Below are 24,314 nucleotides of genomic sequence, written 5' to 3' on the forward strand. Positions count from 1 at the left end.
AATGTTTTTTGCCCCCAAACCCCCAAGTCTGGGGGCTTCCATGAGTCAAGTTTTTACATAAGATATAGAATTGCTATAGTAATCCCAAATGAATTTTAAATTAATCCCCCCTAACCCCCCTTTGAAAGGGGGGAACGGTTGATAAACTTTTTACAAATGAATTAGAACTGCTATAACCAATAACCAATAACCAATAACCAATAACCAATAACCAATAACCAATAACCAATAACCAATAACCAATAACCAATAACCAATAACCAAATATGCAATTCGCGCAACGTCTGGATCGAATCCCTCCTTATCTGTTTGCAGAAATTAATCGGAAACGCCAAAAACTCCTCGCTGCAGGAGTCGATCTGATCAATTTAGGAGTTGGTGATCCCGATCAACCTACTCCTGCCCCGATTCTCCAGACCATGCACGAAGCGATCGAGGATGGAAGTAACCACTGCTATCCTCCCTATCAGGGAACGATCGAGTTTCGGAAGGCAGTAGCGGCGTTTATGGCTCGTCGTTACGGCGTTATGGATATTGACCCCGAAACAGAAATTCTGTCCTCTATTGGCTCAAAAGAGGCGATTCACAATACATTTTTAGCATTTGTTGACCCTGGGGATTATACCCTGATTCCCGATCCTGGTTATCCTGTTTATAACACCGCCACCCTGTTTGCAGACGGGAAACCCTACACTATGCCCTTAAAGCCAGAAAATGCCTTTTTGCCAGACTTAAACCAGATTCCACCCACTATTGCGGAAAAGGCGAAGTTACTTTGGGTGAATTATCCCAATAACCCAACGGGGGCGTTGGCAAGTTTAGACTTTTTTACGGAATTAGCGGCTTTTTGTCGTCAGTATGACATTTTACTCTGCCATGATCATGCTTATGCCGAGATGGCTTATGATGGTTATCAACCGCCCAGTGTGTTACAAGTTCCGAATGCGAAAGACTGCGCGATCGAGTTTCATAGCGCTTCAAAATCTTATAATATGACGGGTTGGCGTGTGGGGTTTGTAGTGGGAAATTCTCTAGGGATTCAAGGATTAGCAAGGGTGAAAAGTAATGTGGATTCTGGTGTGTTTCGGGCAATTCAAAAAGCCGTAATCACCGCATTAGAAACCCCTCGCGCTGAAATTGAGAAAGTAACGGCGGTTTATCAACGGCGACGAGATTTAATTGTAGAAGGGTTGCGGAGTCTCGGTTGGGAGATTACTCCTCCCAAAGCAACCCTTTATGTTTGGGTGCAAGTGCCGTCGGGTTATACCTCCCAAGAATTTACCAATCTGTTATTAGATCAATGTGGGATTATTGTTCCCCCTGGTAATGGGTATGGGGCGACAGGAGAAGGATATTTTCGCATTGCCTTAACGATACCAGAAGCAAAAATCAAAAGCGCGATCGAGCGGATGAAAGCTGCAGGAATCCGTTATCATCGCTAGAGACTATCCTAGAATTAAGTCCAATCAATCTGCTTCCCATCTGGAGTGTAACAATGACTAAACATTATTTTGTAGCGACGGAACAAGATACTCTCTCCAGAGTTTACCGAGAAATCACCCTCTGGTTCAAAAATAAAGAATATGAAGTAGAAAGCACCCAAACGGGAGAGGTTTATTTAGTACAGGCGAAAAAAACGGGCTTTCTAAGAACTTTATCAGGAACAAATTTGGCGTTTCGGGTTAATATTTATTGGTCAAATGCGCCCACGACACAAGGAGAATTTATTATTGAAACTCGTGTCGGAAAATGGTTTCGGAATATCACTGGGGCGGGTTTAACGGCAATGTTTACCAGTGGTTTTACTATTTTTACTGGGTTTGCTGGGGCGGGTTGGGCGTTGGTTTTAGAACGAGATTTAATCAATCATCTTCAAAATACTTTAAACTTAAAACGAGTGAGTGAAGCTGCCACTCCTTCTTCCTCCACTGTTACCGTGAGTAAGGAAACGATTAATACTGAGTCGGCTTCCTCTGTCGCTCGATCGCGTGCCATTAGTGAAATTAAAGCAGAAATCGATCAATTACAATCCGCCTTAAATCAAGAGATTATCAGTCAAGAAGAATTTGAGAAAAAGAAACGAAAACTAGAGGAAAAAATCGACGAAAGAGAAATTGAAATCTTGATTGAAGAAAAAAGCAATCAATTACAAGAAGCGTTTGCCAGTGGGATTTTAGATGCAGATGAATATGAAGCCAAACTCAACTCAGTGGAAGCATCTGCAAGAGAAAAGCTATCGAAAAAGCAGAAATTAAAAGAAGCAAGAGACAACGGTATTTTAACCGAAGCCGAATATCAAGCGAAGTTATCTCAGCTTTAAATTTTTGCTGAATAAAGCTGAAAGTTTTACCAAATAAGGATTTGAGGAGATTAAGATATGAGTAAAAATGCAAGTTCATTGATTGTTCAATCGTCACGCACCTTGCCTAAGGCAACTTGCCTTACTAAACCAACCAATGGACTTTTTCAGCAAGCCCTAGATATTCTCAATCATTTTACCGATCTTTTCTCGTAAAGTTTCTAACCCTAATCGTTTTTGTGCAGAAATAAAAACGGCACTGGGAAAGCTATCTTTTGCCTCAGTCAGCGTTTCATTATCTACTTGATCAAGTTTATTAAACACCAATAAACTGTCTGGGGGCGTAATTGGCATTTCCTCTAAAATTTGACTCACTGATTGAATTTGACTTTTCCAAGCAGGATGGGATAAATCAACGACGTGAAGGATCGCATCAGCTTCGCTAACTTCCTCTAAAGTAGCGCGAAAAGCATCAATCAGCGACGGAGGCAATTCTCGGATAAATCCAACGGTATCTGTCAGTAACACCGTTTGTAACTCCTCCTGAATCGGAACACTCAACCGCCGCGTGGTAGGATCGAGGGTGGCAAACAGTTGATCCTCTGCATAAATATCAGCATTTGTCAAGTGATTGAGTAACGTTGATTTTCCCGCATTGGTGTAACCCACCACAGCCACCGTCGGCACTTCTTGTTTTTGACGCTGTTGGCGCATTCGGGAACGATGGGATTGTAATTGGTTCACTTCCTGCTGTAACCGTGAGACTCGCTTTTGAATGCGACGGCGTTCGGTTTCCAGTTTCGTTTCTCCCGGTCCCCTTGTGCCAATTCCGCCACCGAGACGAGACATGGCTTCCCCACGCCCTACCAGACGGGGAAGGAGATATTCCAGTTGGGCAAGTTCGACTTGCAGTTTTCCCGCGCGCGATCGCGCCCTTTGAGCAAAAATGTCTAAAATTAACTCCGTTCGATCGATCACCCTCACACCAATTTGTTGTTCTAAATTTCGTGCTTGTGCGGGACTCAAATCTTGATCAAACGTGACTAAACTCGCTCCTACCGTTTGCACCGCGATCGCGATTTCCTCCACTTTCCCCGCACCAATCACCGTTTGTGGGTGAGGACGACTGCGACGCTGAGTAATGGTTTGTAACACCTCACCGCCTGCGGTATCCACCAAACGAGTTACTTCTGCTAAACCTGCCTCAAACTGTTGTAAAGACAAATCGGCGGTCATCAACCCCACAACTACCACACGCTGATGAGAACTATCAACTTGCTGCGCCACATACTCCCGTTCAAATTCTTCCTCCAACCCTTCCACAAGGTTGAGAAAATCCTGCTTAGTGAGAATATCCAGACTTAACGGCGGTGAAATCGTCCAATACATTCCCTCGTCATTTTCTGTGGCAGCCGCGCGATCGAATTCTGGGGCAAGATGGGCTAAATAAGCAGACTCCACGTAACCCGTTGCGCCCCCTCCCCGTCGTTGAAACCCACTGCCAGTGAGAGTTAAAGTCACTAACGCATCTAATCGCTGTAACACCATTGCAGTGAGTGTGGGTTTATTGGGCGGTTCTGATTTCAGTGCGGTAGTAACACAACGAATCCCAGACAAGCGTTTTGCACCGTAACGAGGCAATTCTAGAGGGGGAATTTGGGTTTGTCGAGGGTTTCCCACGCCCACTCGAATCACCTGCCCCCGTCGGTTAATATAAGCAGACACCGCTTGATTAATTTCTGTACTGATGGCTGCAATCCGTTGGGCAAATTCGGGGGTGGTGGCAAGATCGCGCGGTTGATTTTGGTGGTATAGCTTTTTGAGTTGTTTGATTTGGCTGGATTTTAGTCCTTTTAGATTGCCGTGAATTTGCTCGATCGACACTCATCTCCTTGTTTTCACTCTCCTTTCAATCTCATTTTAGCAGCAGAATGTTGCCACAAGAGAGTATCGCCCCCTAACCCCCAAGTTTGGGGGAACTACAAGCAGTAGGTTGGGTGATCACCCAACATAATTCCACGTTTGATTTACAATTAGCAGTATCGCCCCCTAACCCCAAGTTTGGGGAACTACAAGCAGTAGGTTGGGTGATCACCCAACATAATTCCACGTTTGATTTACAATTAGCAGTATCGCCCCCCTAACCCCCAAGTTTGGGGGAACTACAAGCAGTAGGTTGGGTGATCACCCAACATAATTCCACGTTTGATTTACAATTAGCAGTATCGCCCCCTAACCCCCAAGTTTGGGGGAACTACAAGCAGTAGGTTGGGTGATCACTCAACATGATCCTCATATCAGTAGCAGCAGTAGGTTGGGTGCTCACCCAACATGATTCCACATTTGATTTACAATTGGTGTTGGGTTTCGCTTCCCTCCACCCAACCTACGTTTTAGTGTTGGGTGGAGGGAAGCGAAACCCAACCTACGTTTTAGCAGTAGGTTGGGTGATCACCCAACATGATCCTCATATCAGGTTTTTCGCTGCACAATTTCTCGACCTCACTACTAAATTAATTTCTAGGTTATTATGACAAACTCTAATACTTTAAGAATCGTCTCTCTTTTACCAAGCGCAACCGAAACCGTTGCCGCTTTAGGTTTAACGGATCACTTAGTCGGGCGTTCCCATGAATGCGATTATCCCCCAAAAGTACAATCTTTGCCCGTTTGTACAGAAGCCCGCTTAAATTCTCAAAAAAATAGTGCCGCTATTGATGAGGATGTACAATCTTTGATGCAGTCGGCGTTGAGTATTTATGAGATTAAAACTGATGTTTTAGAGAGATTACAGCCCACTCATATTTTGACTCAAGATCAATGTGATGCTTGTGCTGTCAGTATGACCCAAGTACAGGAAGCTACCTCACAATTAGTTTCGAGTCAGCCAGAAGTAATTTCCTTACAGGGAAATGTTTTAACTCAGGTTTGGGCAGACTTAAAGCAAGTGGCGGATCGTCTCGGTGTGGACTCACAACAGGCGTTAGCTGATCTCCAAAGTCGGGTGGATGCTTGTACTCGGATTACTGACCAAATTACAGCAGAAAACTGTCCGCGAGTGGTAACGATCGAGTGGATTGATCCCTTGATGTCAGGGGGGAATTGGCTTCCAGAATTGGTAAAAATGGCAGGGGGCGAACCAATTTTAGATGAGACTGGAGAACGATCGCGCTATCTGGATTGGCAGAATTTAAGCGATGCTGATCCTGATGCAATTGTGATTTTGCCCTGTGGCTTCGACCTCGATCGCACTCGCAAAGAGGCACAAGTTTTAAAAGAACGTTCACACTGGTCACAATTAAAAGCCGTACAAACCGATCGCGTTTACATTGCTGATGGTAATGCCTATTTTAATCGTCCTGGTCCGCGCTTAGTGGATTCCTTAGAAATGTTGGCGGAAATGTTACATCCTCAACAGTTTTCTTATGGTTATCAAGGAAAAAGCTGGGAAAAATTGTAGTCAAAATTTCTGGTATGATCATGCAAATAATGATTATTTAATTAAAGAAAGTCTCTTTAAAATAGTTTAATAAAAATAACATGATCTGCCGTTTATCTGAAAACTTGACGGTTGAGTTAACTAAGCACGCTCAAACGCAGTTGCTTGAACGAGAACTCAGATTAACTTGGATTGAGGAAACCTTACTCAATCCCATCGCAACCGAACCAGATCATAATGATCCAGACCTAACTTGTGCTTTTGGGAAAATTTCTGATTGTGAGGATGAAGTCGAGCGAGTTTTTAAAGTCGTTTATAATAAAACCAAAACTCCTTGGCAAATTGTTACTTGCTACTTTGATAGGAATGCCAAAAGAAGGTTTCTATGCTAATCAGATATGATCAGGAATCACAAGCTGCCTACATCAAACTTCTAGACTCAAAAGTTATTGAATCTGAAGAAATTGCTCCTGGTATTGTTTATGATTTTGATGTTAAGGATAAAATTAGAGGAATTGAGTTTTATCGCTTAGACTCTCTTTCTCGTGAAGAATTTATTAATCTAAATTTACCTCTGCAACTCCGAGACAAAGAGATTATAGAAACTTGTTTATTTTCTTTGTCAAAGTTGACTCCTAAATTTACGATTTTTTTCGGAAAAGAGTCCCCGAATCTTTCTGCTTTTTCAAAAACTGCATAACTCATTTTCCTTGACCTTAAAATTTTACTAGAGCAGTCTATCTGTAGAGACGTACCTGTTACTGAGCTTGTCGAAGTATCGCACATCTCTACAGACTTGATTAATGTGTGCCGTGTGTGGGACAAGGTAGAGGAGAAACCGATCGATCGAGCCATCCCACTGCTTGCTGTAAGTGTGCCAGAGCCTCTTGGGTTTGTCCAGATTCCAGATAAACTAGGGCTGCGGTAATGTGTTGATTCGCTTGGGCTTTGCGGTTAGCTTTGAGGCGATGCCAATCATTGGGCGCGATCGCGCATTTTTCAGCGAGAAGTTGCGCTAATTCAAGGGTGCTTTTTTGTGCGAGATCATCTTGGGTGGTAGAAATAGATTGTGACATAAATTTGATGCGTCTTTCAAGAGTACAATAGCTAACGAGCAGCGTGATTATTAATTCTATTCTAAAATGTCTTCTTCCGATTCTCAGCCCCCCCAAGATGATCAACAGTGGGAAACTCGCCTTCAACAAGTAGAAGAAACGCTGATTAATCTCCGACGGCGTTATAGTCAAATCCAGCGCGATCGAGCCAGAAAAGAGCAATTAGAGGCGAAACTCCAGCGTCTTCAATCTGAACTAGAATCCTTAGAACATCACCTTGAAAGTAGTCTTGTCACTTGGAAAGATTTTGCTGAACCCTTTTGGTTAGCTGTCCGTTTTGGCGGTTTAGGAATTATTATTGGCTGGCTTCTCAATTCTTCTAATAGTTAATACTACCAAAATTTACTTAAACTCAAATTAAAACCTAATAAAACATTTTCCCCTGATAACGAGAAAGGTTTTTTAATAATTTCTGGGGTTTGATTTGGGCGATAAATTTCTACAGTTTTGTGGCGACGGTTAATTAACCAACCTAAACGACAACCGTTGTCCATATATTCTGTTAATTTCTCTTGCGTCTGTTTTAGATTATCACTGGGAGAAAGCATTTCAATAACAAAATCTGGACATAAAGGAATAAATTTCTCTCGTTGTTCAAGAGTTAAAGATTCCCAACGAGACTTTTCTAACCAAGCCACATCAGGAGCGCGATCCGAACCATTGGGAAGACTAAATCCTGTGGAAGAATCAAACACTTCTCCCTGTTGAGTCTGTTCATTCCACATCCACAATTGACCAATCAAATTGGCATTTTTACGTCCTGTTTCTCCCCCAGTGGGTGACATAACGATTAAGTTTCCTTTAGCTGTCCGTTCTAATTTTAATTCTGGATTTTCTTCACAAATTTTATAAAACTGTTCACGATCTAATTGAATGATGGAATTTAGATTTAAGGTGAGTTGAGACATTTTTAATCTATTATTCTAATCCGATTCTGACATCGATCGAGCGAATCTTTTGGCTAAGGGAGGCGCAAATAAAAGGGGACTCGTAAAACCAGAAAAGACATAAATTCCTTGATAATTTTCTAATTGACCGATCGTTGCTTTCCCTTGTGGACTAAATGCAATTAAACAATGTTGCCATTTCCCTGGAACATCTTTTAAATCTGGTAATAATGTTCCGATTTCTTCCCGTAACCAAGACTCACTCGCCTTCTCATCAATTTTAGGCTGAAAATCGCTAATTGTGCGACTAATTTGACCGATACATAAATGTCGATCGCAGAATTGAATCGCCCCTGGATCGATCACCGCTTCTGCTAGTTTCTGTTCTTTTTCCTCCCACAATTGTTCCTTTTCGGGTTGAGTTGCGTTGGTTTCTAAACTCAATCTCTGGTCATTTGCTGGCATAATCAAGCTATTTAATTTAAGATCAAGGGGAGGGGTTTCTAGTAATTCGGCGTGAGTAAAATAAATGGGAACTTTAATCCCCAATTGCTTACCTAAATGACGAGTTTTTCCTCCCGCACAAATTACCGTATTTTTAGCCGAGTAAGTGTTTTTATTTGTCTTTACTCCTACTACCGTTTCTTGATTAAATTGAAAGGAATTAACCGTTTCCTTAGCGATTTCTCCACCGAGACGAGTGAAAGTTTTTAGATAGGCTTCGTTAGTTTTTTTGGGATTAATATGACCATGAGGAAAACAAATTGTCCCCTCGATCGCACTCGGATTTAATAACGGTTCTAACTCACAACTTTCCTCAACACTCAACAGTTGTGGCGGCATCTCACAGCCTTGATATTGCTTAACAACTTCTTCAGGAGACTCCCCTTTTCTAATCGTTAATAATAAATTGATTTCTCTAAATTCTGTCTCCCCATCTAAAACATCAGAAAGTTGTCGATGGAGATTAATTCCTTCTTGACAAAGTTCTCTAGTTTCGGGGGAATTTCCCGACCAAAATGGGAGTCCTCCATAACTATAACGAGTAGCATTTTCGAGAGTGGAAATCGGTTCTAAAAGTAAAACCTTCCACCCTTGATTCTGTAATTCATAAGCTAAACTTGCGCCTGTTATTCCGCCACCAATTACCAACCAGTCATAAGTTTTCATAACTTAAGCAGAACCCACTAACACTGACAATTCCTTCATAAATTCTAAACACTGCTTACTGTTCATTACCTTTGTTATTTGTTGTTTGTTGTTTGTTATTTGTTAATATAGCAGTTCTAAATCATTCGTAAAAAGTTGATTAACCGTTCCCCCCGATCATTGGGGGGTTAGGGGGGATTAATTTACAATTCATTTAGGATTGCTATAGTATCTTGTTAACGAGAACGAGAGGCGAAAAAAACAGCAGCGAAAGCAATCAACCCCAAAAGTGCTAAAGGAACTAAAAAATTAATCGGTTCAATCATAAAACTTAATCCCTAATCCTGAATAATTATCTTAAAATTGAAATCAACAAGAACGAGAGGAGGGAAAGGGAATGAGTATTTCCCAAATCGTAACATGGTTACAAGAACGGACAGCATTAGCAGTTTTACCAGAAAACGTCCTTAGCGCGATCGCACCGTTATTAGAGGAACGAATCGCAGGATCAAATCAAACCTTAGTCCAAGCAGAAACGCAGCCATTAGGACTGTATATCCTTCAGTCTGGACAAATAGAAAGTCAACCCTCACCGAAAATTACTCCCCAAACTTCTAACAAACTGTCCTCAAATTTTAGTTTACTTCCAGGCAGTATTATCAACTTAAAATCATTAATTCTCAATCAACCGACAAGGGAAACAATCATCACCAAAAGCGAATGTAAATTTTGGTTTCTCAATAGCGAGAAAATGCGAGCATTAATCGCAAAATATCCCGAAATTACTCAAGTTTTTTCCCAACAACTGGCGGAAGAATTAGCACTGGTTTCCTCACAACTTAACTTTGAACAAGAACGCTCCTATATTTTACGTCCATATTTGGTGACAAAAGCCAGACGAGGAATTGTCGGAAGAAGTCGGTATGCGGTGCGTTTGCGACAACAAATTAAACAAGCCTCAGAGAGTCGAGAATCAGTGTTAATTTTTGGTGAACCAGGGTTAGGAAAAGATAACACGGGGGCGTTGATTCATTTCGGTTCATCCCAGCGACGAGAACCCATTATCAAAATTGACTGTAGCACGTTACAAGCCAGTGGCGCACAATTATTTGGACGGTCTCAAGGCAAATTTGGTTTAATTGAAGCGTTAGGAAAGGGAACTCTCGTTTTCAATAACGTTCAAGAACTTGATCCAGAATTATTGCCCTCGATCGCGCAACTCCTCAAAGATAACACCTACACCCCTGTTCCCCGCGCAGATGAACCTCCTCCTCCCCCAAAAACCTCTCAAGCTCGAATTATTCTAATTTCCGAAAAAACCATCCCCGAACTCGATGGTTTAGTTCAACAGAGAATTAAAGTCCCGCCGTTGCGAGTGCGGAAAGGAGACATAGAAGATCAAGTCAAATACTACATTAGTTTAATTTGTCGCAGTAAAGGACTGAAAAAACCACAATTGACCACAGAAGCAACCCGACGCTTACAAGCCTATGATTTTCCTAACAATTTAACCGAATTGGAGAATTTGATCCGACGGGCGATCGTCCAATTACCAGAAGGACAACCCCTAACCGAGGAAATTGTCTGGCCCTCCCAAAGCAAAAAGAAACAATTTCGCCTGAATCTCCTGAACACCTTTCCCCGTTTCCGTCGCTTCCTGAGAAGTGTTTGGTATCCAGACCGCTTTAACTATTGGTTTGTTCTCCCAGCGTTTACCCTTGTGGTCGCCATTTTATTTCTTGGACCGCAAACTCGTTCCGAGAATTTTGCGCTGAATCTATTTTGGGCGTGGTGGTGGCCCGGTGTTCTCATTGCTTTTCCCTTTGTGGGACGATTATGGTGCGCTGTCTGTCCGTTTATGATTTATGGGGAACTCACCCAAAAAATCTCTCTGTGGTTATTTCCTCGCGAACTGAAACGCTGGCCCCGTCAGTCGGCGGAACAATGGGGGGGTTGGTTTTTATTCGGCTTATTTGCCTTGATTTTACTCTGGGAAGAACTGTGGCATTTAGAAAACACCGCTTATCTTTCCGCTTGTTTACTGCTTTTGATTACCGCCGGTGCTGTGATCTTTTCCCTACTATTTGAACGGCGATTTTGGTGTCGCTATCTTTGTCCCATCGGGGGGATGAACGGAATGTTTGCGAAACTCTCCATGACGGAATTACGAGCGCAACAGGGGACTTGTTCTGCTGAATGTACCACTTATCAATGTTATAAAGGCGGTCCGGAAAAAGGAGAAGGACAAGAAACCATGGGTTGTCCCCTCTATTCTCATCCTGCACAATTGGACGATAATCGAGATTGTGTTTTGTGCATGACTTGTCTTAAAGCCTGTCCCCATCGTTCCGTAGAGGTGAATTTACGCCCTCCAGGGATCGAGTTATGGACGACGCATCAGCCCCACGCTTATGAAGTGGCGTTATTATTTCTCTTGTTAGATGTGGTGTTTTTGCATCGTCTCCCAGAAATTCAAGCGTATTGGGGACTGAGTTGGAATTTAGAAAACTTTTGGGTGCATTTTCTGGTTTCTGTAGCGGCGTTAACTGTACCAGCTTTGATTCCCATTTTCGCCCAAATTAGCAGGGGGTTATTACATCAGTTGACCATCTTTCTTAACCCGAAAGGAGTCCACCAGAAACCGCTTCCTTTGCTGGAAAGTGCTTATGGCTATCTCCCTCTCGTTTTGGGGGCAAATTTAGCCCATTATCTCGATTTAGGGTTAGGGGAAGGAGGACGCTTACTCCCTGTGATGGCGGCGACGTTTGGGCTAAATGGTGAAGGTTTTCCGATCGCGGTAGCTGATCCGATAGTGATTGATTTTTTACAAGGGGTGACATTATTCGTTGGGGGGTTATTAGCTGTGATTTTGACTCAAAAAATCCTTCGCAGTTCTTTTTGGTCGCTCTTACCTCAATATTTGGCAATTTTGGCGTTATCGGTCTCGTTTTGGGAGTTGATTGTTTAAAGCTCGATTGTTACACAGTTGAATGAATTGCGCCCCCCAACCGCCTCAATATAGAGGAAACTCACTGGTAAAGTCCCCCAGACTTGGGGGATTTAGGGGGCAAGTCCCCCAGACTTGGGGGATTTAGGGGGCAAGTCCCCCAGACTTGGGGGATTTAGGGGGCAAGTCCCCCAGACTTGGGGGATTTATATCAGGTTCGGGTAATTGTTTATAATTGGTGTTGGGTTTCGCTTCGCTACACCCAACCTACTTTTTATCATTGATTGAGCGAACCTGATATTAGGGGGCAAGTGCGTAACTCCTGCTTGATTAAGGTTTAACCCTGATTCTTGCCAAGTTCCTCTAACAAAAGTTACACTTTGTAAAATATCTTTAATTTGTTTTCAGAACTTGTTAATAAGAACGAGAGCGAATTCGTACTGTTTTCTCCCTCGAAACAGGTTCGGTATCAAAAAAAAAGAATGATGTAAAATTTTTGTAAACGTTGGTTCTCATTTATTAAAGGAGGAGCGTAGTCTATGGGACTACCTTGGTATCGAGTTCACACAGTGGTTTTAAACGACCCAGGACGTTTGATTTCTGTTCACCTAATGCACACCGCATTAGTCGCAGGTTGGGCGGGATCAATGGCGTTGTTTGAATTAGCAACATTTGATCCCAGTGACCCTGTATTAAATCCGATGTGGCGACAAGGAATGTTCGTGTTGCCTTTTATGACCCGTTTAGGGGTGACGGAATCTTGGGGTGGCTGGAGTGTCACTGGGGAAACCGCAATTGACCCAGGCATTTGGTCTTTTGAAGGGGTTGCGATCGCGCACATTATCCTCTCGGGATTACTCTTTTTAGCCGCTTGCTGGCACTGGGTTTATTGGGATTTAGATTTATTCTATGACCCTCGCACGGGCGAACCCGCGCTTGATCTTCCCAAAATGTTTGGGATTCACTTATTCTTATCGGGATTACTCTGTTTTGGGTTTGGTGCTTTCCACCTCACGGGTTTATTCGGTCCGGGGATGTGGGTGTCCGATCCCTACGGTTTAACGGGTCATGTGCAACCAGTTGCTCCCGAATGGGGTCCGGCTGGGTTTAACCCGTTTAACGCTGGTGGTGTCGTCGCTCACCACATCGCAGCTGGAATTGTGGGCATTATCGCGGGAATTTTCCACTTGGCGGTGCGTCCCCCACAAAGACTTTACCGTGCGTTACGGATGGGGAATATTGAAACCGTCCTCTCTAGCAGTATCGCTGCGGTCTTCTTTGCTGCGTTCGTTGTTGCAGGAACAATGTGGTATGGTAGCGCAACTACCCCGATCGAGCTATTTGGTCCCACTCGTTATCAATGGGATCAGGGCTACTTCCAAGAGGAGATCGATCGCCGCGTCAATAGCTACATGGCGGATGGATATAGCCGCTCTGAGGCTTGGTCTAAAATTCCTGAAAAACTTGCGTTCTACGACTATGTGGGAAATAACCCTTCCAAAGGTGGTTTATTCCGTGTCGGTCCCATGAACCAAGGTGATGGTCTAGCGCAAGCCTGGTTAGGACATCCCGTCTTTAAGGATGCAGAAGGTCGAGAATTAGCCGTTCGTCGTCTTCCTAACTTCTTTGAAACCTTCCCCGTCGTTTTAGAAGACAAAAATGGCGTTGTTCGTGCGGATATTCCTTTCCGTCGTGCCGAATCGAAATATAGTATCGAACAAATGGGGGTTGATGTTACCTTCTTTGGCGGTGCTTTAGATGGTCAAACCTTTGAAAATGCCTCAAAAGTTAAGAAGTATGCTCGGAAAGCTCAACTCGGAGAAGTCTTTGAGTTCGATCGCGCGACTCTTGGCTCTGATGGGGTCTTCCGTACCAGTCCTCGGGGATGGTTTACCTTCGGTCACGCTGTGTTTGCGTTACTGTTCTTCTTTGGTCATATTTGGCATGGTTCTCGGACTCTCTACCGCGATGTTTTCGCTGGTGTGGAAGCCGATTTAGAAGAACAAGTGGAATGGGGTGCATTCCAGAAAGTTGGTGATAAATCGACTCGTAACCCTAACCGCGCTTAATTTAATCTGAAAGTAAAATCTAGATTTAGTCGTCCGAGGTTTCCTCGGGCGATTTTTAGTAGAAGTAGTAGGGTGGGCATTGCCCACCCTACAAGATGTAATATCTACTTTTTAAATTGGTATTAGGACGAGATAGAGTACAAAGAGAAGCCATTGACGAATTAGAAAATCTCACAGAAGAAAATCCATTTCGCCAAGTTGCCCTAGAATTGCTTTATACACTCAGGGAGAATCTAGAATTAAAAGAGGAACTCGAACTAGAGGAGAGAGAATTAATTATGCGACTTGCCCCTCTTTACCAGCAAAAAAAAGAACAATTGCAACAAGAAGCGGAACAGCATGGAAAGACGATCGCGCAACGGGAAATTGCACAAAAACTCTTTCGTCAAGGAATGGAAATCAATCAAATTGCTGAATTAACCGAACTTTCCGTTGAAGAGATTGCTAAACTGAACCGTGACACCGCCGAATAGTTCGACTTAAAATCCTCCCCCGCTAACAATTTTCATTTTTGCTGGTAAACTGTTAGATGAAGGGATTAGGAACTTTATTAAAATCATGGAAGCTGTAGCATATATACTCATCTTAGCTTGCGGAATCGGTGTTTTATTCTTCGCGATCGCATTTCGTGAACCTCCCCGTATTAACAAATAGTTGAACTTGTCACACTGAATACAACAATTGAGCCATCTTTCTGTTATCCCTGCTTTTGTCAAGGGGTAACGGGATGGTTCTAATTTTGTCGTCATTATCGCCATCGATCAACTAAAATTAAAAACAAACTAAGTTATAATAGAATGTTTGTACCATATTTTTACTCAATAAACGTAAGTAGAAATCTGATTTGAGGAACAACTATCAACATAACGGAGATCAAAACATAGGAATTGAAACACACATGGTCAGTCAGAACGTAACATCGAATCGAGACATTGGTTTTACTCACGAGGATTTTGCCGCTCTTTTAGACGAATACGATTACCACTTTAATCCAGGGGATATTGTCCCTGGTATTGTGTTCAGCGTTGAACCTCGTGGCGCATTGATTGATATTGGGGCGAAAACTGCAGCTTATATCCCCATTCAAGAAATGTCAATTAATCGTGTGGAAGAACCAGGGGAAGTCCTTCAACCGGAAGAAACACGAGAATTTTTTATTCTGACTGACGAAAACGAAGACGGTCAATTAACCCTATCCATTCGACGCATTGAATATATGCGAGCTTGGGAACGAGTGCGTCAATTACAAGCAGAAGATGCAACCGTGCGCTCAGGGGTATTCGCGACCAATCGCGGTGGTGCTTTAGTGCGGATTGAGGGGCTGAGAGGGTTTATCCCTGGCTCTCATATTAGCACTCGTCAACCAAAAGAAGATTTAGTGGCGCAAGATTTACCGCTAAAATTCTTAGAAGTCGATGAAGAACGTAATCGCTTAGTTCTCAGCCACCGACGCGCCTTAGTGGAACGGAAGATGAGTGGCTTAAAAGTGGGAGAAGTGGTGATTGGTTCAGTGCGCGGAATCAAGCCTTATGGTGCGTTTATTGATATTGGCGGTGTCAGTGGACTGCTTCACATTTCAGAAATTTCTCACGACCATATTGATACGCCAAGCAGTGTGTTTGATATCAATGATGAATTGAAGGTGATGATCATTGATTTGGATGCGGAACGGGGACGGATTTCTCTCTCGACTAAACAGTTAGAACCCATTGCTGGTGCGATGTTGAACGATCGAGAATCGGTGTTTGAGCAAGCGGATAAAATGGCGCAACGCTTCCGTCGTAAGTTGCAATATCAAACTCAAGGATTGGCGAGTGAAGAAATAGATGCGAAACTGAACGAAGAGTTTGGTCCCATTGGTAAGCGTCCTGGTGAACAGGAAAAAGCAGAAGTTCCTTCCGAAACGGTGGAGTCTGAACAAACCAATGTTACCGCTACAGAAACCGAAACTGAAACTGAAGCAGTAGCAACAACAACGGAAGAAACTACTGTTACTGAGGAAACGCCAGAAGAAACAGTGACAGAAGCAACTGAACCTTCTTCAGAAGAAACAAACACTGAGGAAGAGGAAATTGTTTCTGCAAGTAATGAGTAAGTTCAAACCATGACAAAATTAAAAAGAGAGGGGTCGCCCTCTTTTTTTTTGAGAACAATTTTGAGACAAATTTTAGAGGTAAAAAATTGGTGACAATTGATTGTCAGGGTAAACAATTTAATGAGATTGAAGGGATTGTCTTTGATAAAGATGGTACATTAGCTGATTCTGAGCAATTTTTACGAGAATTAGGACAAAAACGCGCTCGTTTGCTAGATGCAAAAATTCCGGGAGTCGGTGATCCTTTACTGATGGCGTTTGGGATTGAACAAGATGATCTCAACCCAGTGGGGTTGATGGCGGTGGGAAGTCGCTATGAAAATGAAATCGCAGCTGCTGCTTATGTGGCGGAAACGGGTCGCGGTTGGTTGGAGTCGATCGCGATCGCGCAGGCAGCTTTTACCGAAGCAGACGCACATTTTACCAGTGATGCAAAGACTTCTCCCTTATTTTCAGGGTGTCTAGAACAATTACAACGGTTGTCAGAAGTAGGATTGAAATTAGCGATTCTTTCGGCGGATACTCAAGCCAGCGTAGAAGCATTTATCGATCGCCACGAACTTTCCCCTTATTTTCAATTCGCCCAAGGCGTGACACCAGAGGGATTACAGAAACCTGATCCGCGATTATATTTACGAACTTGTGAACAGTTGCAAATTGAACCAAGAAAAACGCTCATGGTGGGAGATGCTCCAGGAGACATCCAAATGGCAAAACAAGCAGGATGTGGCGGCGCGATCGGGATTTGTTGGGAAAATGCAGCAGCGAGTGATTTAAAAGAAGCAGATTGCACGATCGGGCAGCTAGACGAATTAAAAATTTCCTAATCCCTTGTTGATGGGAGGAAAAGCAATCTCACCCAACATCAATTCCATGAGAATTATGACGCATTGCCAGCTATCTGATATAGTGACTATGAACGACAGGGAAGTAAAACAGATTATACATCCCCAAGCAGTAACCTGTATAACGGAAACGTCAATTTAACCTTGTCCGTCCATAGAGGTTGCTCAGAAACAAGTGAAACACACGATTAGGAGGAAAAACTAACTTGTCTAGTAAATATATTTTCAGTTCAGAATCGGTAACAGAAGGTCATCCTGATAAGGTGTGTGACCAAATTTCCGATACAATTCTCGACGCATTACTCGCAGAAGACGATAAAAGTCGTGTTGCTGCTGAAGTCGTCGTCAATACTGGATTAGTTTTGGTGACAGGGGAAATTACCTCCAAAACCCAAGTCAACTTTGTGAACCTAGTTCGCGACAAAATCAAAGAAATTGGTTATACCGACGCTGACAATGGCTTCTCTGCTGATAGCTGTGCGGTATTAGTTGCGCTTGATGAACAATCTCCAGATATTTCTCAAGGTGTTACCAGCGCACAAGAAAGCCGTGACCTCAGCGATGATGAATTAGACCAAATTGGGGCCGGTGATCAAGGTTTAATGTTTGGGTTTGCTTGCAACGAAACCCCAGAATTAATGCCATTACCGATCAGTTTATCTCACCGTCTTACCCGTCAACTGGCAAAAGTCCGTAAAGACGGAACATTAAACTATCTTCGTCCTGATGGCAAAAGCCAAGTCAGTGTTGCTTACGAAAATGGTAAACCCGTTCGTATCGACACGATTTTACTTTCCACCCAACATGACGCAGAAGTCGGTGGAAGCACCGAAGAGAAAGCGGTTCACGACAAAATTAAAGCTGATCTCTGGGAAAAAGTGGTTCTCCCCATTTTTGAAGATATCGACATCAAACCCGATGCTGATACCAAGTATTTAATGAACCCCACTGGTAAATTTGTTGTCGGTGGTCCTCAAGGTGACGCAGGTTTAACGGGACGGAAAATTATTGTTGATACCTATGGCGGTTATTCTCGTCATGGTGGCGGTGCTTTCTCTGGTAAAGACCCAACAAAAGTTGACCGTAGCGCAGCTTATGCAACTCGTTATGTGGCGAAAAACATCGTTGCTGCTGGTTTAGCAGAAAAATGTGAAGTTCAACTCAGCTACGCCATTGGGGTAGCTCGTCCCACCAGCGTTTTCGTTGATACCTTTGGCACTGGTAAAGTTGATGAAGATAAACTTCTCGAAGTGATTCGCGAAAACTTTGAACTTCGCCCTGCTGGTATTATCCAAGCGTTCGATTTACAATCTCTCCCGAAACAACGTGGCGGACGCTTCTATCAAGATACCGCAGCCTATGGTCACTTCGGACGACCTGACCTTGATTTGCCTTGGGAACGCACCGATAAAGTTGAGACGTTGAAAGAAGCTCTCAAAGCGGCTGCAGCCGTGTAGATTAGATTAGTTTAATCTCATTCATTTTTCACCCTTCTCTCTTTCGGGGAGAGGGGTTTTTTTATGTGATTTTTAGGGAATTAAGATTAAAAATAAAGAAGTCAAAAAATCATATCCCCTAGGGGGGTATTGAAATTAAGGGAAAAAGCGAAGAAGCTAGAGAATGAAATCAAGTAATCAGGAACAATTGTGGTGAAGAAACAGACACTATTAACTTCTTTTTCCGTTGGACTGTCTTTATTGGCTTTTGGGTGTGGGCAAAACACCGATGGCGGTGCGGATAATACGAACAATGAATCCACTGGCTCAGGGACAATTTCCCTAGTAGCAAATGGTGAGGATTTTGTTAGGCAAGGTTTTGTTGCTAAAGATGGCTGGAGAATTGATTTTGATCATGTTTATGTCACCTTAAGTGACGTGAAAGCCTATCAAAGTGATCCTGCTTTTAATCCTGATGAAGATGAAGAAATTAAAGCGACTCAGGAAGTGACTTTGGTGAGTGAACCAATGACGCTTGATCTCGCAAAAGGGGGAGAAAATGCTGATTTGATTAGCGTAACTGAAAAATCAGGAGCGGCTGGGGCTTATAATGCGATCGAGTGGAAAGTAATTAGTCCAGAAGCAGGAGAAACCAACAGCGCGATCGTGCTACAAGGAACAGCCCAAAAAGACGGAGAAACCATTGATTTTACCCTCAACCTCGATCGACAGCTTGCTTATAAATGCGGAGAATATGTCGGGGATGTAAGAAAAGGATTTTTAGAACCCGATAGCAAAACCCAACTAGAAACCACCTTCCATTTTGACCATATTTTCGGGGACGCAGAAGCGCCCATGGATGACGCAATTAATACGGGTGCGGTGGGATTTGAACCAATGGCAGAACTTGCCAGTAATGGGACTCTAAATGCTGACCTCAATACCCTCCAACAAGAACTTTCTGACCAAGAATATCAAACCTTAGAAAAAGCAATCAAAAGTTTAGGTCACGTGGGAGAAGGACATTGCGAGGAAACAGCCACTTAATCGGAATTGATCAGTAAATAAAAAAGTTATGATGCGCTTACCATTTTTTCTCTCTTTAGCAGTTACTCTCCTCGGTGCGACTCCCGTTTTTGCCCATGGCGCATCGATCGAGCATCGGAAAACAAACGCCATTGAAATCCGAGCCACTTATGACGGTGGCGACCCCATGTCCAATGCTCAAGTTGTGGTCTATGCACCCGATAACCCCACTGAACCTTTCTTAAAAGGAACAACCACCGAAGACGGAACATTTACCTTTGTTCCTTCTTCCGAAGTGGAAAGTGGTAGTTGGGATGTGAGAGTCCGTCAATCTGGACATGGGGACATTGTTAGTATTCCCGTTAACAACGCCCCAGAGCAAGCACAAGCAACTGGTGGCTGGGAAGGAGGAGATTATAGCCTCCAACAGAAAGTCGTCATGATCGCTTTAGGGGTTTGGGGGTTTGTGGGAACAGCCCTTTTCTTCGCTCGTCGTCAACCGAAAAACAAATAATGCACATTCCAGACGGTATTCTTCCCCCAGCTTTAACCATTGGTGGTTATGCGGTGACTGGGGGCTTAACTTGGTATGCTTTAAGACAAATCGATCGTTACCATGAACCCAGCGAGGAAATTCCCCGCGCTTCCCTGCTCACAGCAGGCTTTTTTGTGATTTCCTTAATTAACATCCCGATTCCTCCCACCAGTATCCATTTAATTTTGAATGGTTTAGTGGGAGTCGTTTTAGGTTACTTTGCGTTTCCTGCGATTCTCATCGGATTATTTTTTCAGGCGGTTTTATTCCAACATGGGGGAATTTCCTCTCTTGGCGTAAATGCTGCGATGATGGGACTTCCCGCTTTATTGGCGTTTCAGGTTTTCCAGTTTCACAAGTCTTTTCGTAAGCCAGCGTATTGGATTCCTGTATTTGCTTTTATTGCGGGTGCGGGGGCGTTAGCTTTATCAGCGTTGATGTTTGCCGCTTTAGTCGTCACAACGATTCCCGTCGAAATTAGTGCGGAATTAGAACGCAAAGCGATTTATATTGGTTTAGGGAGTTATGCTTTACAAGCTGTGGCGGAAGGAGTATTTACCACGCTTTTAATTTCTTTTTTCCAACGGGTGAAGCCAGAAATCCTAAAATTAACAATTGATAATTAATCGATGGGGAAGATGGGGGAGATGGGGAAGATGGGGGAGATGGGGGGAGATGGGGGAGATGGGGGGAGATGGGGAAGATGGGGAAGATGGGGAAGATGGGGAAGATGGGGAAGAAAAATCGCTCCCTTGTCTCCCTTGTCTCCCTTGTCCCCCTTGTCCCCTCAAACTTAATTAGTAAAAGCGAATTTCTCTATAATACAATGGTATAGAAAATTGAAAAGACAACAGAAATTAACTATATTTTTAGCAGTGATGATCAGTGTCATCTTTGCCTTACAAAGCGTGACCAATAGTTATTCTTTACCGAATCAAAAAGAAATTCGTGGCGTTTGGTTGACTAATATTGATAGTGAGATTCTCTTCTCAAAACAAGGCATTGATAGCGCGATCGAACGTTTAAATCGAATTAATTTTAATACAATTTATCCCACCGTTTGGCAAGGGGGTTATTCTCTTTATCCCAGTGAAGTCGCAGAAACGGTTTATGGAGAAAAAATTTATCCCGACTCTCGTTTAAAAGGACGAGATATGTTAGAAGAAACCATCAATAAAGGACATCAGTTAGGAATGACAGTGATGGCTTGGTTTGAATTTGGCTTTATGATGCCAGTGGATTCTTCTTTAGTCAAACAACATCCAGACTGGTTAACGGAACGTCGAGATGGAACACAAATTGAGATTAAAGGAGAAGATGAAGTGGTTTGGTTAAATCCATTTCATCCCGAAGTACAACAATTTATTTTAGATTTAGTTACAGAAATTGTTTCTAATTATGATGTCGATGGAATTCAGTTTGATGATCATTTTGGTTTACCTGTGGCTTTTGGTTATGATGACTATACAAGCAGTTTGTATCGACAAGATATTAACTTAAATCCTCCCGATGAGGCGCGAGATAGCTTTTGGGTGCGTTGGCGTGCGGATCAATTAAATGAGTTTATGGGGAGAGTTTTTCATACCGTAAAAGCAGCAAATCCAGATTGTTTAATTTCGGTTTCTCCTAATCCTCTCCATTTTTCTTTACCAGCACATTTACAAGACTGGTTTACTTGGGAGAGAAAAGGTTATATTGAGGAATTAGTTTTACAAGTTTATCGTCCCGATTTAGAACGATTTGTGGATGAATTGAAACGAACAGAAGTCCAGTTAGCTAATTCTCATATTCCCGTTGCGATCGGGATTTTAAGTGGTTTAAAAAATCGTCCTACCCCGATCGAAATGATTGAAAAACAAGTGCAAACCGTGCGCGATCGAGGCTTTAATGGCGTTTCTTTCTTCTTCTATGAAAGTCTTTGGCATTGGGCGGAAAAACCGCCGATCGAACGAGAAAAAGCACTTTATAATCTCTTTTCTTTTCCCGCCAGTCGGGTGGAAATGAGAAATAATTTATCTCAAAAAACTGATCAAAAACCCGATCGTCATACTAAATAAACTGTCAATCCATGCTCAAAAGTAGGTTGGGTGTAGAGAAACGAAACCCAACATCAGACAAAAAACGTAGGTTGGGTGTAGAGAAACGAAACCCAACACCAACCAGTGATCAGTTACCAGTAATTCTCAAATTTATAAAGTTAGGTTACAGTATATCCCCCCTAACCCCCCTTTGAAAGGGGGGAATAATGGGATGGTGTGTAGCACCAATTCTTGAAAATGGCATTACTTCAGTTAGAATTGCGTTGGGAATCGCTTTTTTTACATCACGAATTGCGCTATAAATGGCTTGATATTCAGAAGAAGCAAATCGAATAAAGTTGAGTCCAATTTTTCCTTTACTACCCACTCCCACTAAAGCATCATCGCATCCCTCTCTCTCTAATGCTTCTACATAATCATTGGGATCAGTATGGGTTTCTTGTAGCTTAAATTTTAGTGTAAAATCATACTCTTGCATTTCCATTTTAGGCTTCCTCTTCTTTGAGACTACGATATCAGTAATTTTTTCATATTTCCTCATATTTCGCCTTAAAATCTTGAACAATTCCGATGAAATGATCATCCAATCGTGAGGAAACTTCTCGGAGAATTGGATGTGGAATTTCTTGATAAAATGCTTCCGCGATTCCGCCTGTCATACAAGCAATGGTATCACTATCTCCTCCGATCGAAATGGCATTACGGATCGCATCTTCAAAATCTGTTGCTTCTAAAAAACAAATAATCGCTTGAGGAACTGAACCCTGACAGGAAACATCAAAAGCATAACTTCTTTGTAACTCAGAGACAGTAGAATTAAAATTATATGCAAATGTATCTTCCATTTCTGCCTTGATTTGATCCTTATTATAACCCGATCGAGCTAAAAAAATAGCCGTTGCGATCGCCTGTGCGCCTTTAATTCCTTCAGGATGATTATGAGTCACCGCCGCCGTTTTTAATGCTTCTTTTTCCACTGTTTCTAAATCATTAAACCAATACGCAACCGAACTCACTCGCATCGCAGAACCATTACCATAACTATAATAAGGTTTGGTTTGATTAGAAGCCGCCCAACGTTTAAAGTTTCCTCCATAACCCACGTTAGGATAACGACGATAATAAGTTTTTAATTGCTCAGTAAGCAGTTAGGCAAAATGAATTTCCTAATATAGTATAATTTATGTAGGATTAAAGAGACCAAGTAAAATAGATTGCGCTTAGTGCATTTTAGCAAATTGGGGTTGCCTCGATCGAAAATTATGAGATTTATTAGAGACTTAAATCCAGAAACACAGAGCCTTCTTACAAGAATTAGTTGTCAAAGTAAATCCCTTCAAGTAAGAAATCGGGCTAAATGTATTTTGTTGAGTTCCCAGAAATTTACAATTGACCAGTTAAAGGTAATCTTTAACGTCGATCGAAAAACCATATATAACTGGTTAACGCGATGGGAAGATCAAAATCTTAAGGGCCTATATAATCAAAAAGGTGTGGGGAGAAAACCCAAATTAAGTCAAGAGCAAAAAGAACAAGTCAAAACTTGGGTAAAGGAAAATCCAAAGTCTCTCAATCAAGTTCAAAATAAAATTCAAAAAGAATGGGGGATTGAGATTAGTAAAGATACGATAAAAAGAATTATAAAGAAGTTGAATATGCTCTGGAAAAGGATGAAGAGAGGAATCAGTAAAAGCCCATATGAATGGGAATTAGAGGTAAAACTACCTCGGTTGGAAGAATTAAAAAAGCAAGCTCAAAAAGGAGATATTGCAATCAAATACTTAGATGAAAGTGGATTTTCTCTCAAGCCTGATGTTCCCTATGCGTGGCAGGAGAAAGGAGAAAGAATAACTTTGAAAAGCTGTCAAAGTAAGAGAATAAGTGTCTTGGGGTTAATGGATTGTGATTATCATTTAGATTACGAAATATATCAAGGGACAATTAAAAGTGATACCGTTATTAAGTTTTTAGATAAAATTAGTGAAAACTTAACGAAAGTTACCGTAGTAGTTCTCGATCAAGCATCAATTCACACGAGCGATGAATTTGTAGAAAAACTGGAAGAATGGAGAGCAAAAAAATTGGAAATTTTCTGGTTACCCCCTTATTCTCCTAAATATAACTTAATCGAAATTCTCTGGAGATTTATCAAATATGAGTGGATTGAAGTTTCAGCTTACGACAGTTGGAAGAATCTTATTAAATACCTAGAAAAAGTGTTGGATAATTTTGGAGCTGAGTATGCAATTCATTTTGCATAGGTGCTTATAACTTTTATTATTTAATAATGCGTCCGCGATCGCGATCGTCAAAACTGTATCATCGGTAAAATGACTGTGGGGCTTAAATAAGGGAAAATCTTTCCTTCTTATGTTGTTTAAAGGAGACTCATAAATAGAGCCAATTATATCTCCTGCAATTGCACCTAACATA

The 24,314-nt window shown here is 42.3% G+C and carries 25 protein-coding genes and 1 pseudogene; 19 read left to right on the forward strand and 7 right to left on the reverse strand.

The features are described from left to right. The first annotated feature begins 266 nt into the window (after positions 1 to 266). Together DACSA_RS10235 and DACSA_RS10240 are read left to right on the forward strand one after the other, a co-directional pair. Positions 267 to 1,442, forward strand: coding sequence for a pyridoxal phosphate-dependent aminotransferase (locus DACSA_RS10235; protein ID WP_015229686.1), 1,176 nt, complete (start codon positions 267 to 269; stop codon positions 1,440 to 1,442). Positions 1,443 to 1,495: 53 nt separating this feature from the next. Continuing rightward, positions 1,496 to 2,320, forward strand: a complete 825-nt coding sequence (locus DACSA_RS10240) for an SHOCT domain-containing protein (protein ID WP_015229687.1) — start codon at positions 1,496 to 1,498, stop codon at positions 2,318 to 2,320. A gap of 156 nt (positions 2,321 to 2,476) precedes the next feature. Here DACSA_RS10240 and hflX read toward each other — a convergent pair whose 3' ends face one another. Beyond that, positions 2,477 to 4,177, reverse strand: a complete 1,701-nt coding sequence (gene hflX / locus DACSA_RS10245) for a GTPase HflX (RefSeq protein WP_041235802.1) — start codon at positions 4,175 to 4,177, stop codon at positions 2,477 to 2,479. Positions 4,178 to 4,829: 652 nt separating this feature from the next. Between hflX and DACSA_RS10255 the strand changes: the two genes are divergently transcribed. The 3 genes from DACSA_RS10255 to DACSA_RS10265 all read left to right on the forward strand — a co-directional run bounded on the left by DACSA_RS10255 (position 4,830) and on the right by DACSA_RS10265 (position 6,438). Then, entirely contained in the window at positions 4,830 to 5,759 is a 930-nt protein-coding gene (locus DACSA_RS10255) for a cobalamin-binding protein (protein WP_015229691.1), read from the forward strand. A gap of 80 nt (positions 5,760 to 5,839) precedes the next feature. After that, positions 5,840 to 6,130, forward strand: a complete 291-nt coding sequence (locus DACSA_RS10260; protein ID WP_015229692.1) for a DUF4258 domain-containing protein — start codon at positions 5,840 to 5,842, stop codon at positions 6,128 to 6,130. Next, the gene (locus DACSA_RS10265; RefSeq protein ID WP_015229693.1) at positions 6,124 to 6,438 is read left to right on the forward strand and encodes a DUF2283 domain-containing protein; all 315 of its coding nucleotides are present in this window, start codon (positions 6,124 to 6,126) and stop codon (positions 6,436 to 6,438) included. Before DACSA_RS10260 ends, DACSA_RS10265 begins: the two co-directional genes overlap by 7 nt. 100 nt (positions 6,439 to 6,538) lie before the next feature. On the opposite strand, the gene DACSA_RS10270 is transcribed toward DACSA_RS10265, so the two are convergent. Next, positions 6,539 to 6,814, reverse strand: coding sequence for a DUF6439 family protein (locus DACSA_RS10270; protein WP_015229694.1), 276 nt, complete (start codon positions 6,812 to 6,814; stop codon positions 6,539 to 6,541). 66 nt (positions 6,815 to 6,880) lie between these two features. Here DACSA_RS10270 and DACSA_RS10275 point away from each other — a divergent pair, with 66 nt between their 5' ends. Next, positions 6,881 to 7,183, forward strand: a complete 303-nt coding sequence (locus DACSA_RS10275; RefSeq protein WP_015229695.1) for a hypothetical protein — start codon at positions 6,881 to 6,883, stop codon at positions 7,181 to 7,183. A gap of 2 nt (positions 7,184 to 7,185) precedes the next feature. On the opposite strand, the gene DACSA_RS10280 is transcribed toward DACSA_RS10275, so the two are convergent. Both DACSA_RS10280 and DACSA_RS10285 read right to left on the reverse strand, forming a co-directional pair. Beyond that, positions 7,186 to 7,761, reverse strand: a complete 576-nt coding sequence (locus DACSA_RS10280) for a Uma2 family endonuclease (protein WP_015229696.1) — start codon at positions 7,759 to 7,761, stop codon at positions 7,186 to 7,188. 15 nt (positions 7,762 to 7,776) lie between these two features. After that, a complete protein-coding gene (locus tag DACSA_RS10285) occupies positions 7,777 to 8,910 on the reverse strand; it encodes an NAD(P)/FAD-dependent oxidoreductase (protein WP_015229697.1) in 1,134 nt (377 codons plus the stop codon). A 376-nt stretch (positions 8,911 to 9,286) separates the two neighbouring features. On the opposite strand from DACSA_RS10285, the gene DACSA_RS10290 reads away from it, so the two are divergent. From DACSA_RS10290 to DACSA_RS10335, 12 genes are all read left to right on the forward strand, one after another. After that, positions 9,287 to 11,857, forward strand: coding sequence for a sigma 54-interacting transcriptional regulator (locus tag DACSA_RS10290; protein WP_015229699.1), 2,571 nt, complete (start codon positions 9,287 to 9,289; stop codon positions 11,855 to 11,857). A 518-nt stretch (positions 11,858 to 12,375) separates the two neighbouring features. Continuing rightward, on the forward strand, positions 12,376 to 13,905 hold the full coding sequence (psbB, locus tag DACSA_RS10295; protein ID WP_015229700.1) for a photosystem II chlorophyll-binding protein CP47: 1,530 nt from the start codon (positions 12,376 to 12,378) through the stop codon (positions 13,903 to 13,905). A 116-nt stretch (positions 13,906 to 14,021) separates the two neighbouring features. Further along, the gene (locus tag DACSA_RS10300; protein ID WP_015229701.1) at positions 14,022 to 14,378 is read left to right on the forward strand and encodes a hypothetical protein; all 357 of its coding nucleotides are present in this window, start codon (positions 14,022 to 14,024) and stop codon (positions 14,376 to 14,378) included. A gap of 85 nt (positions 14,379 to 14,463) precedes the next feature. After that, entirely contained in the window at positions 14,464 to 14,559 is a 96-nt protein-coding gene (locus tag DACSA_RS19115) for a photosystem II reaction center protein T (RefSeq protein ID WP_015229702.1), read from the forward strand. Positions 14,560 to 14,803: 244 nt separating this feature from the next. Continuing rightward, positions 14,804 to 16,000 carry a 30S ribosomal protein S1 gene (locus DACSA_RS10305; RefSeq protein ID WP_015229703.1) on the forward strand — a complete coding sequence of 399 codons (1,197 nt, stop codon included), beginning with the start codon at positions 14,804 to 14,806 and terminating at the stop codon, positions 15,998 to 16,000. An 86-nt stretch (positions 16,001 to 16,086) separates the two neighbouring features. Continuing rightward, positions 16,087 to 16,827: an HAD family hydrolase gene (locus tag DACSA_RS10310; protein WP_041235435.1), complete on the forward strand. Its 741-nt coding sequence runs from the start codon at positions 16,087 to 16,089 to the stop codon at positions 16,825 to 16,827. A gap of 224 nt (positions 16,828 to 17,051) precedes the next feature. Next, positions 17,052 to 18,302 (forward strand): methionine adenosyltransferase, encoded by a 1,251-nt coding sequence (gene metK, locus DACSA_RS10315; RefSeq protein ID WP_015229705.1) that lies wholly within the window; start codon positions 17,052 to 17,054, stop codon positions 18,300 to 18,302. A gap of 189 nt (positions 18,303 to 18,491) precedes the next feature. Then, positions 18,492 to 19,328 carry a hypothetical protein gene (locus DACSA_RS10320; RefSeq protein WP_015229706.1) on the forward strand — a complete coding sequence of 279 codons (837 nt, stop codon included), beginning with the start codon at positions 18,492 to 18,494 and terminating at the stop codon, positions 19,326 to 19,328. A gap of 28 nt (positions 19,329 to 19,356) precedes the next feature. Beyond that, positions 19,357 to 19,821 carry a carboxypeptidase-like regulatory domain-containing protein gene (locus DACSA_RS10325; protein ID WP_015229707.1) on the forward strand — a complete coding sequence of 155 codons (465 nt, stop codon included), beginning with the start codon at positions 19,357 to 19,359 and terminating at the stop codon, positions 19,819 to 19,821. After that, positions 19,821 to 20,468, forward strand: coding sequence for a cobalt transporter CbiM (gene cbiM / locus DACSA_RS10330; protein ID WP_015229708.1), 648 nt, complete (start codon positions 19,821 to 19,823; stop codon positions 20,466 to 20,468). Before DACSA_RS10325 ends, cbiM begins: the two co-directional genes overlap by 1 nt. Before the next feature lie 3 nt (positions 20,469 to 20,471). Next, on the forward strand, positions 20,472 to 20,639 hold the full coding sequence (locus tag DACSA_RS20645; protein ID WP_156800759.1) for a hypothetical protein: 168 nt from the start codon (positions 20,472 to 20,474) through the stop codon (positions 20,637 to 20,639). Positions 20,640 to 20,720: 81 nt separating this feature from the next. Continuing rightward, positions 20,721 to 21,899 carry a glycoside hydrolase family 10 protein gene (locus DACSA_RS10335; RefSeq protein WP_083874408.1) on the forward strand — a complete coding sequence of 393 codons (1,179 nt, stop codon included), beginning with the start codon at positions 20,721 to 20,723 and terminating at the stop codon, positions 21,897 to 21,899. A 145-nt stretch (positions 21,900 to 22,044) separates the two neighbouring features. On the opposite strand, the gene DACSA_RS10340 is transcribed toward DACSA_RS10335, so the two are convergent. After that, positions 22,045 to 22,365 carry a hypothetical protein gene (locus tag DACSA_RS10340; protein ID WP_015229711.1) on the reverse strand — a complete coding sequence of 107 codons (321 nt, stop codon included), beginning with the start codon at positions 22,363 to 22,365 and terminating at the stop codon, positions 22,045 to 22,047. 43 nt (positions 22,366 to 22,408) lie between these two features. Next, positions 22,409 to 22,984, reverse strand: coding sequence for an ADP-ribosylglycohydrolase family protein (locus DACSA_RS10345; protein WP_232225056.1), 576 nt, complete (start codon positions 22,982 to 22,984; stop codon positions 22,409 to 22,411). Positions 22,985 to 23,143: 159 nt separating this feature from the next. Between DACSA_RS10345 and DACSA_RS10350 the strand changes: the two genes are divergently transcribed. Then, positions 23,144 to 24,142 carry an IS630 family transposase gene (locus tag DACSA_RS10350; protein WP_015227921.1) on the forward strand — a complete coding sequence of 333 codons (999 nt, stop codon included), beginning with the start codon at positions 23,144 to 23,146 and terminating at the stop codon, positions 24,140 to 24,142. On the opposite strand, the pseudogene DACSA_RS22715 reads toward DACSA_RS10350, so the two are convergent. Continuing rightward, positions 24,134 to 24,313 (reverse strand): annotated as a pseudogene (locus DACSA_RS22715) (ADP-ribosylglycohydrolase family protein); the annotation flags it as partial. The gene DACSA_RS10350 and the pseudogene DACSA_RS22715 overlap by 9 nt on opposite strands. Position 24,314 lies beyond the last annotated feature (1 nt).

It is taken from the genome of Dactylococcopsis salina PCC 8305 (assembly GCF_000317615.1).
In the GTDB taxonomy this organism is placed as follows: Bacteria; Cyanobacteriota; Cyanobacteriia; order Cyanobacteriales; family Rubidibacteraceae; genus Halothece; species Halothece salina.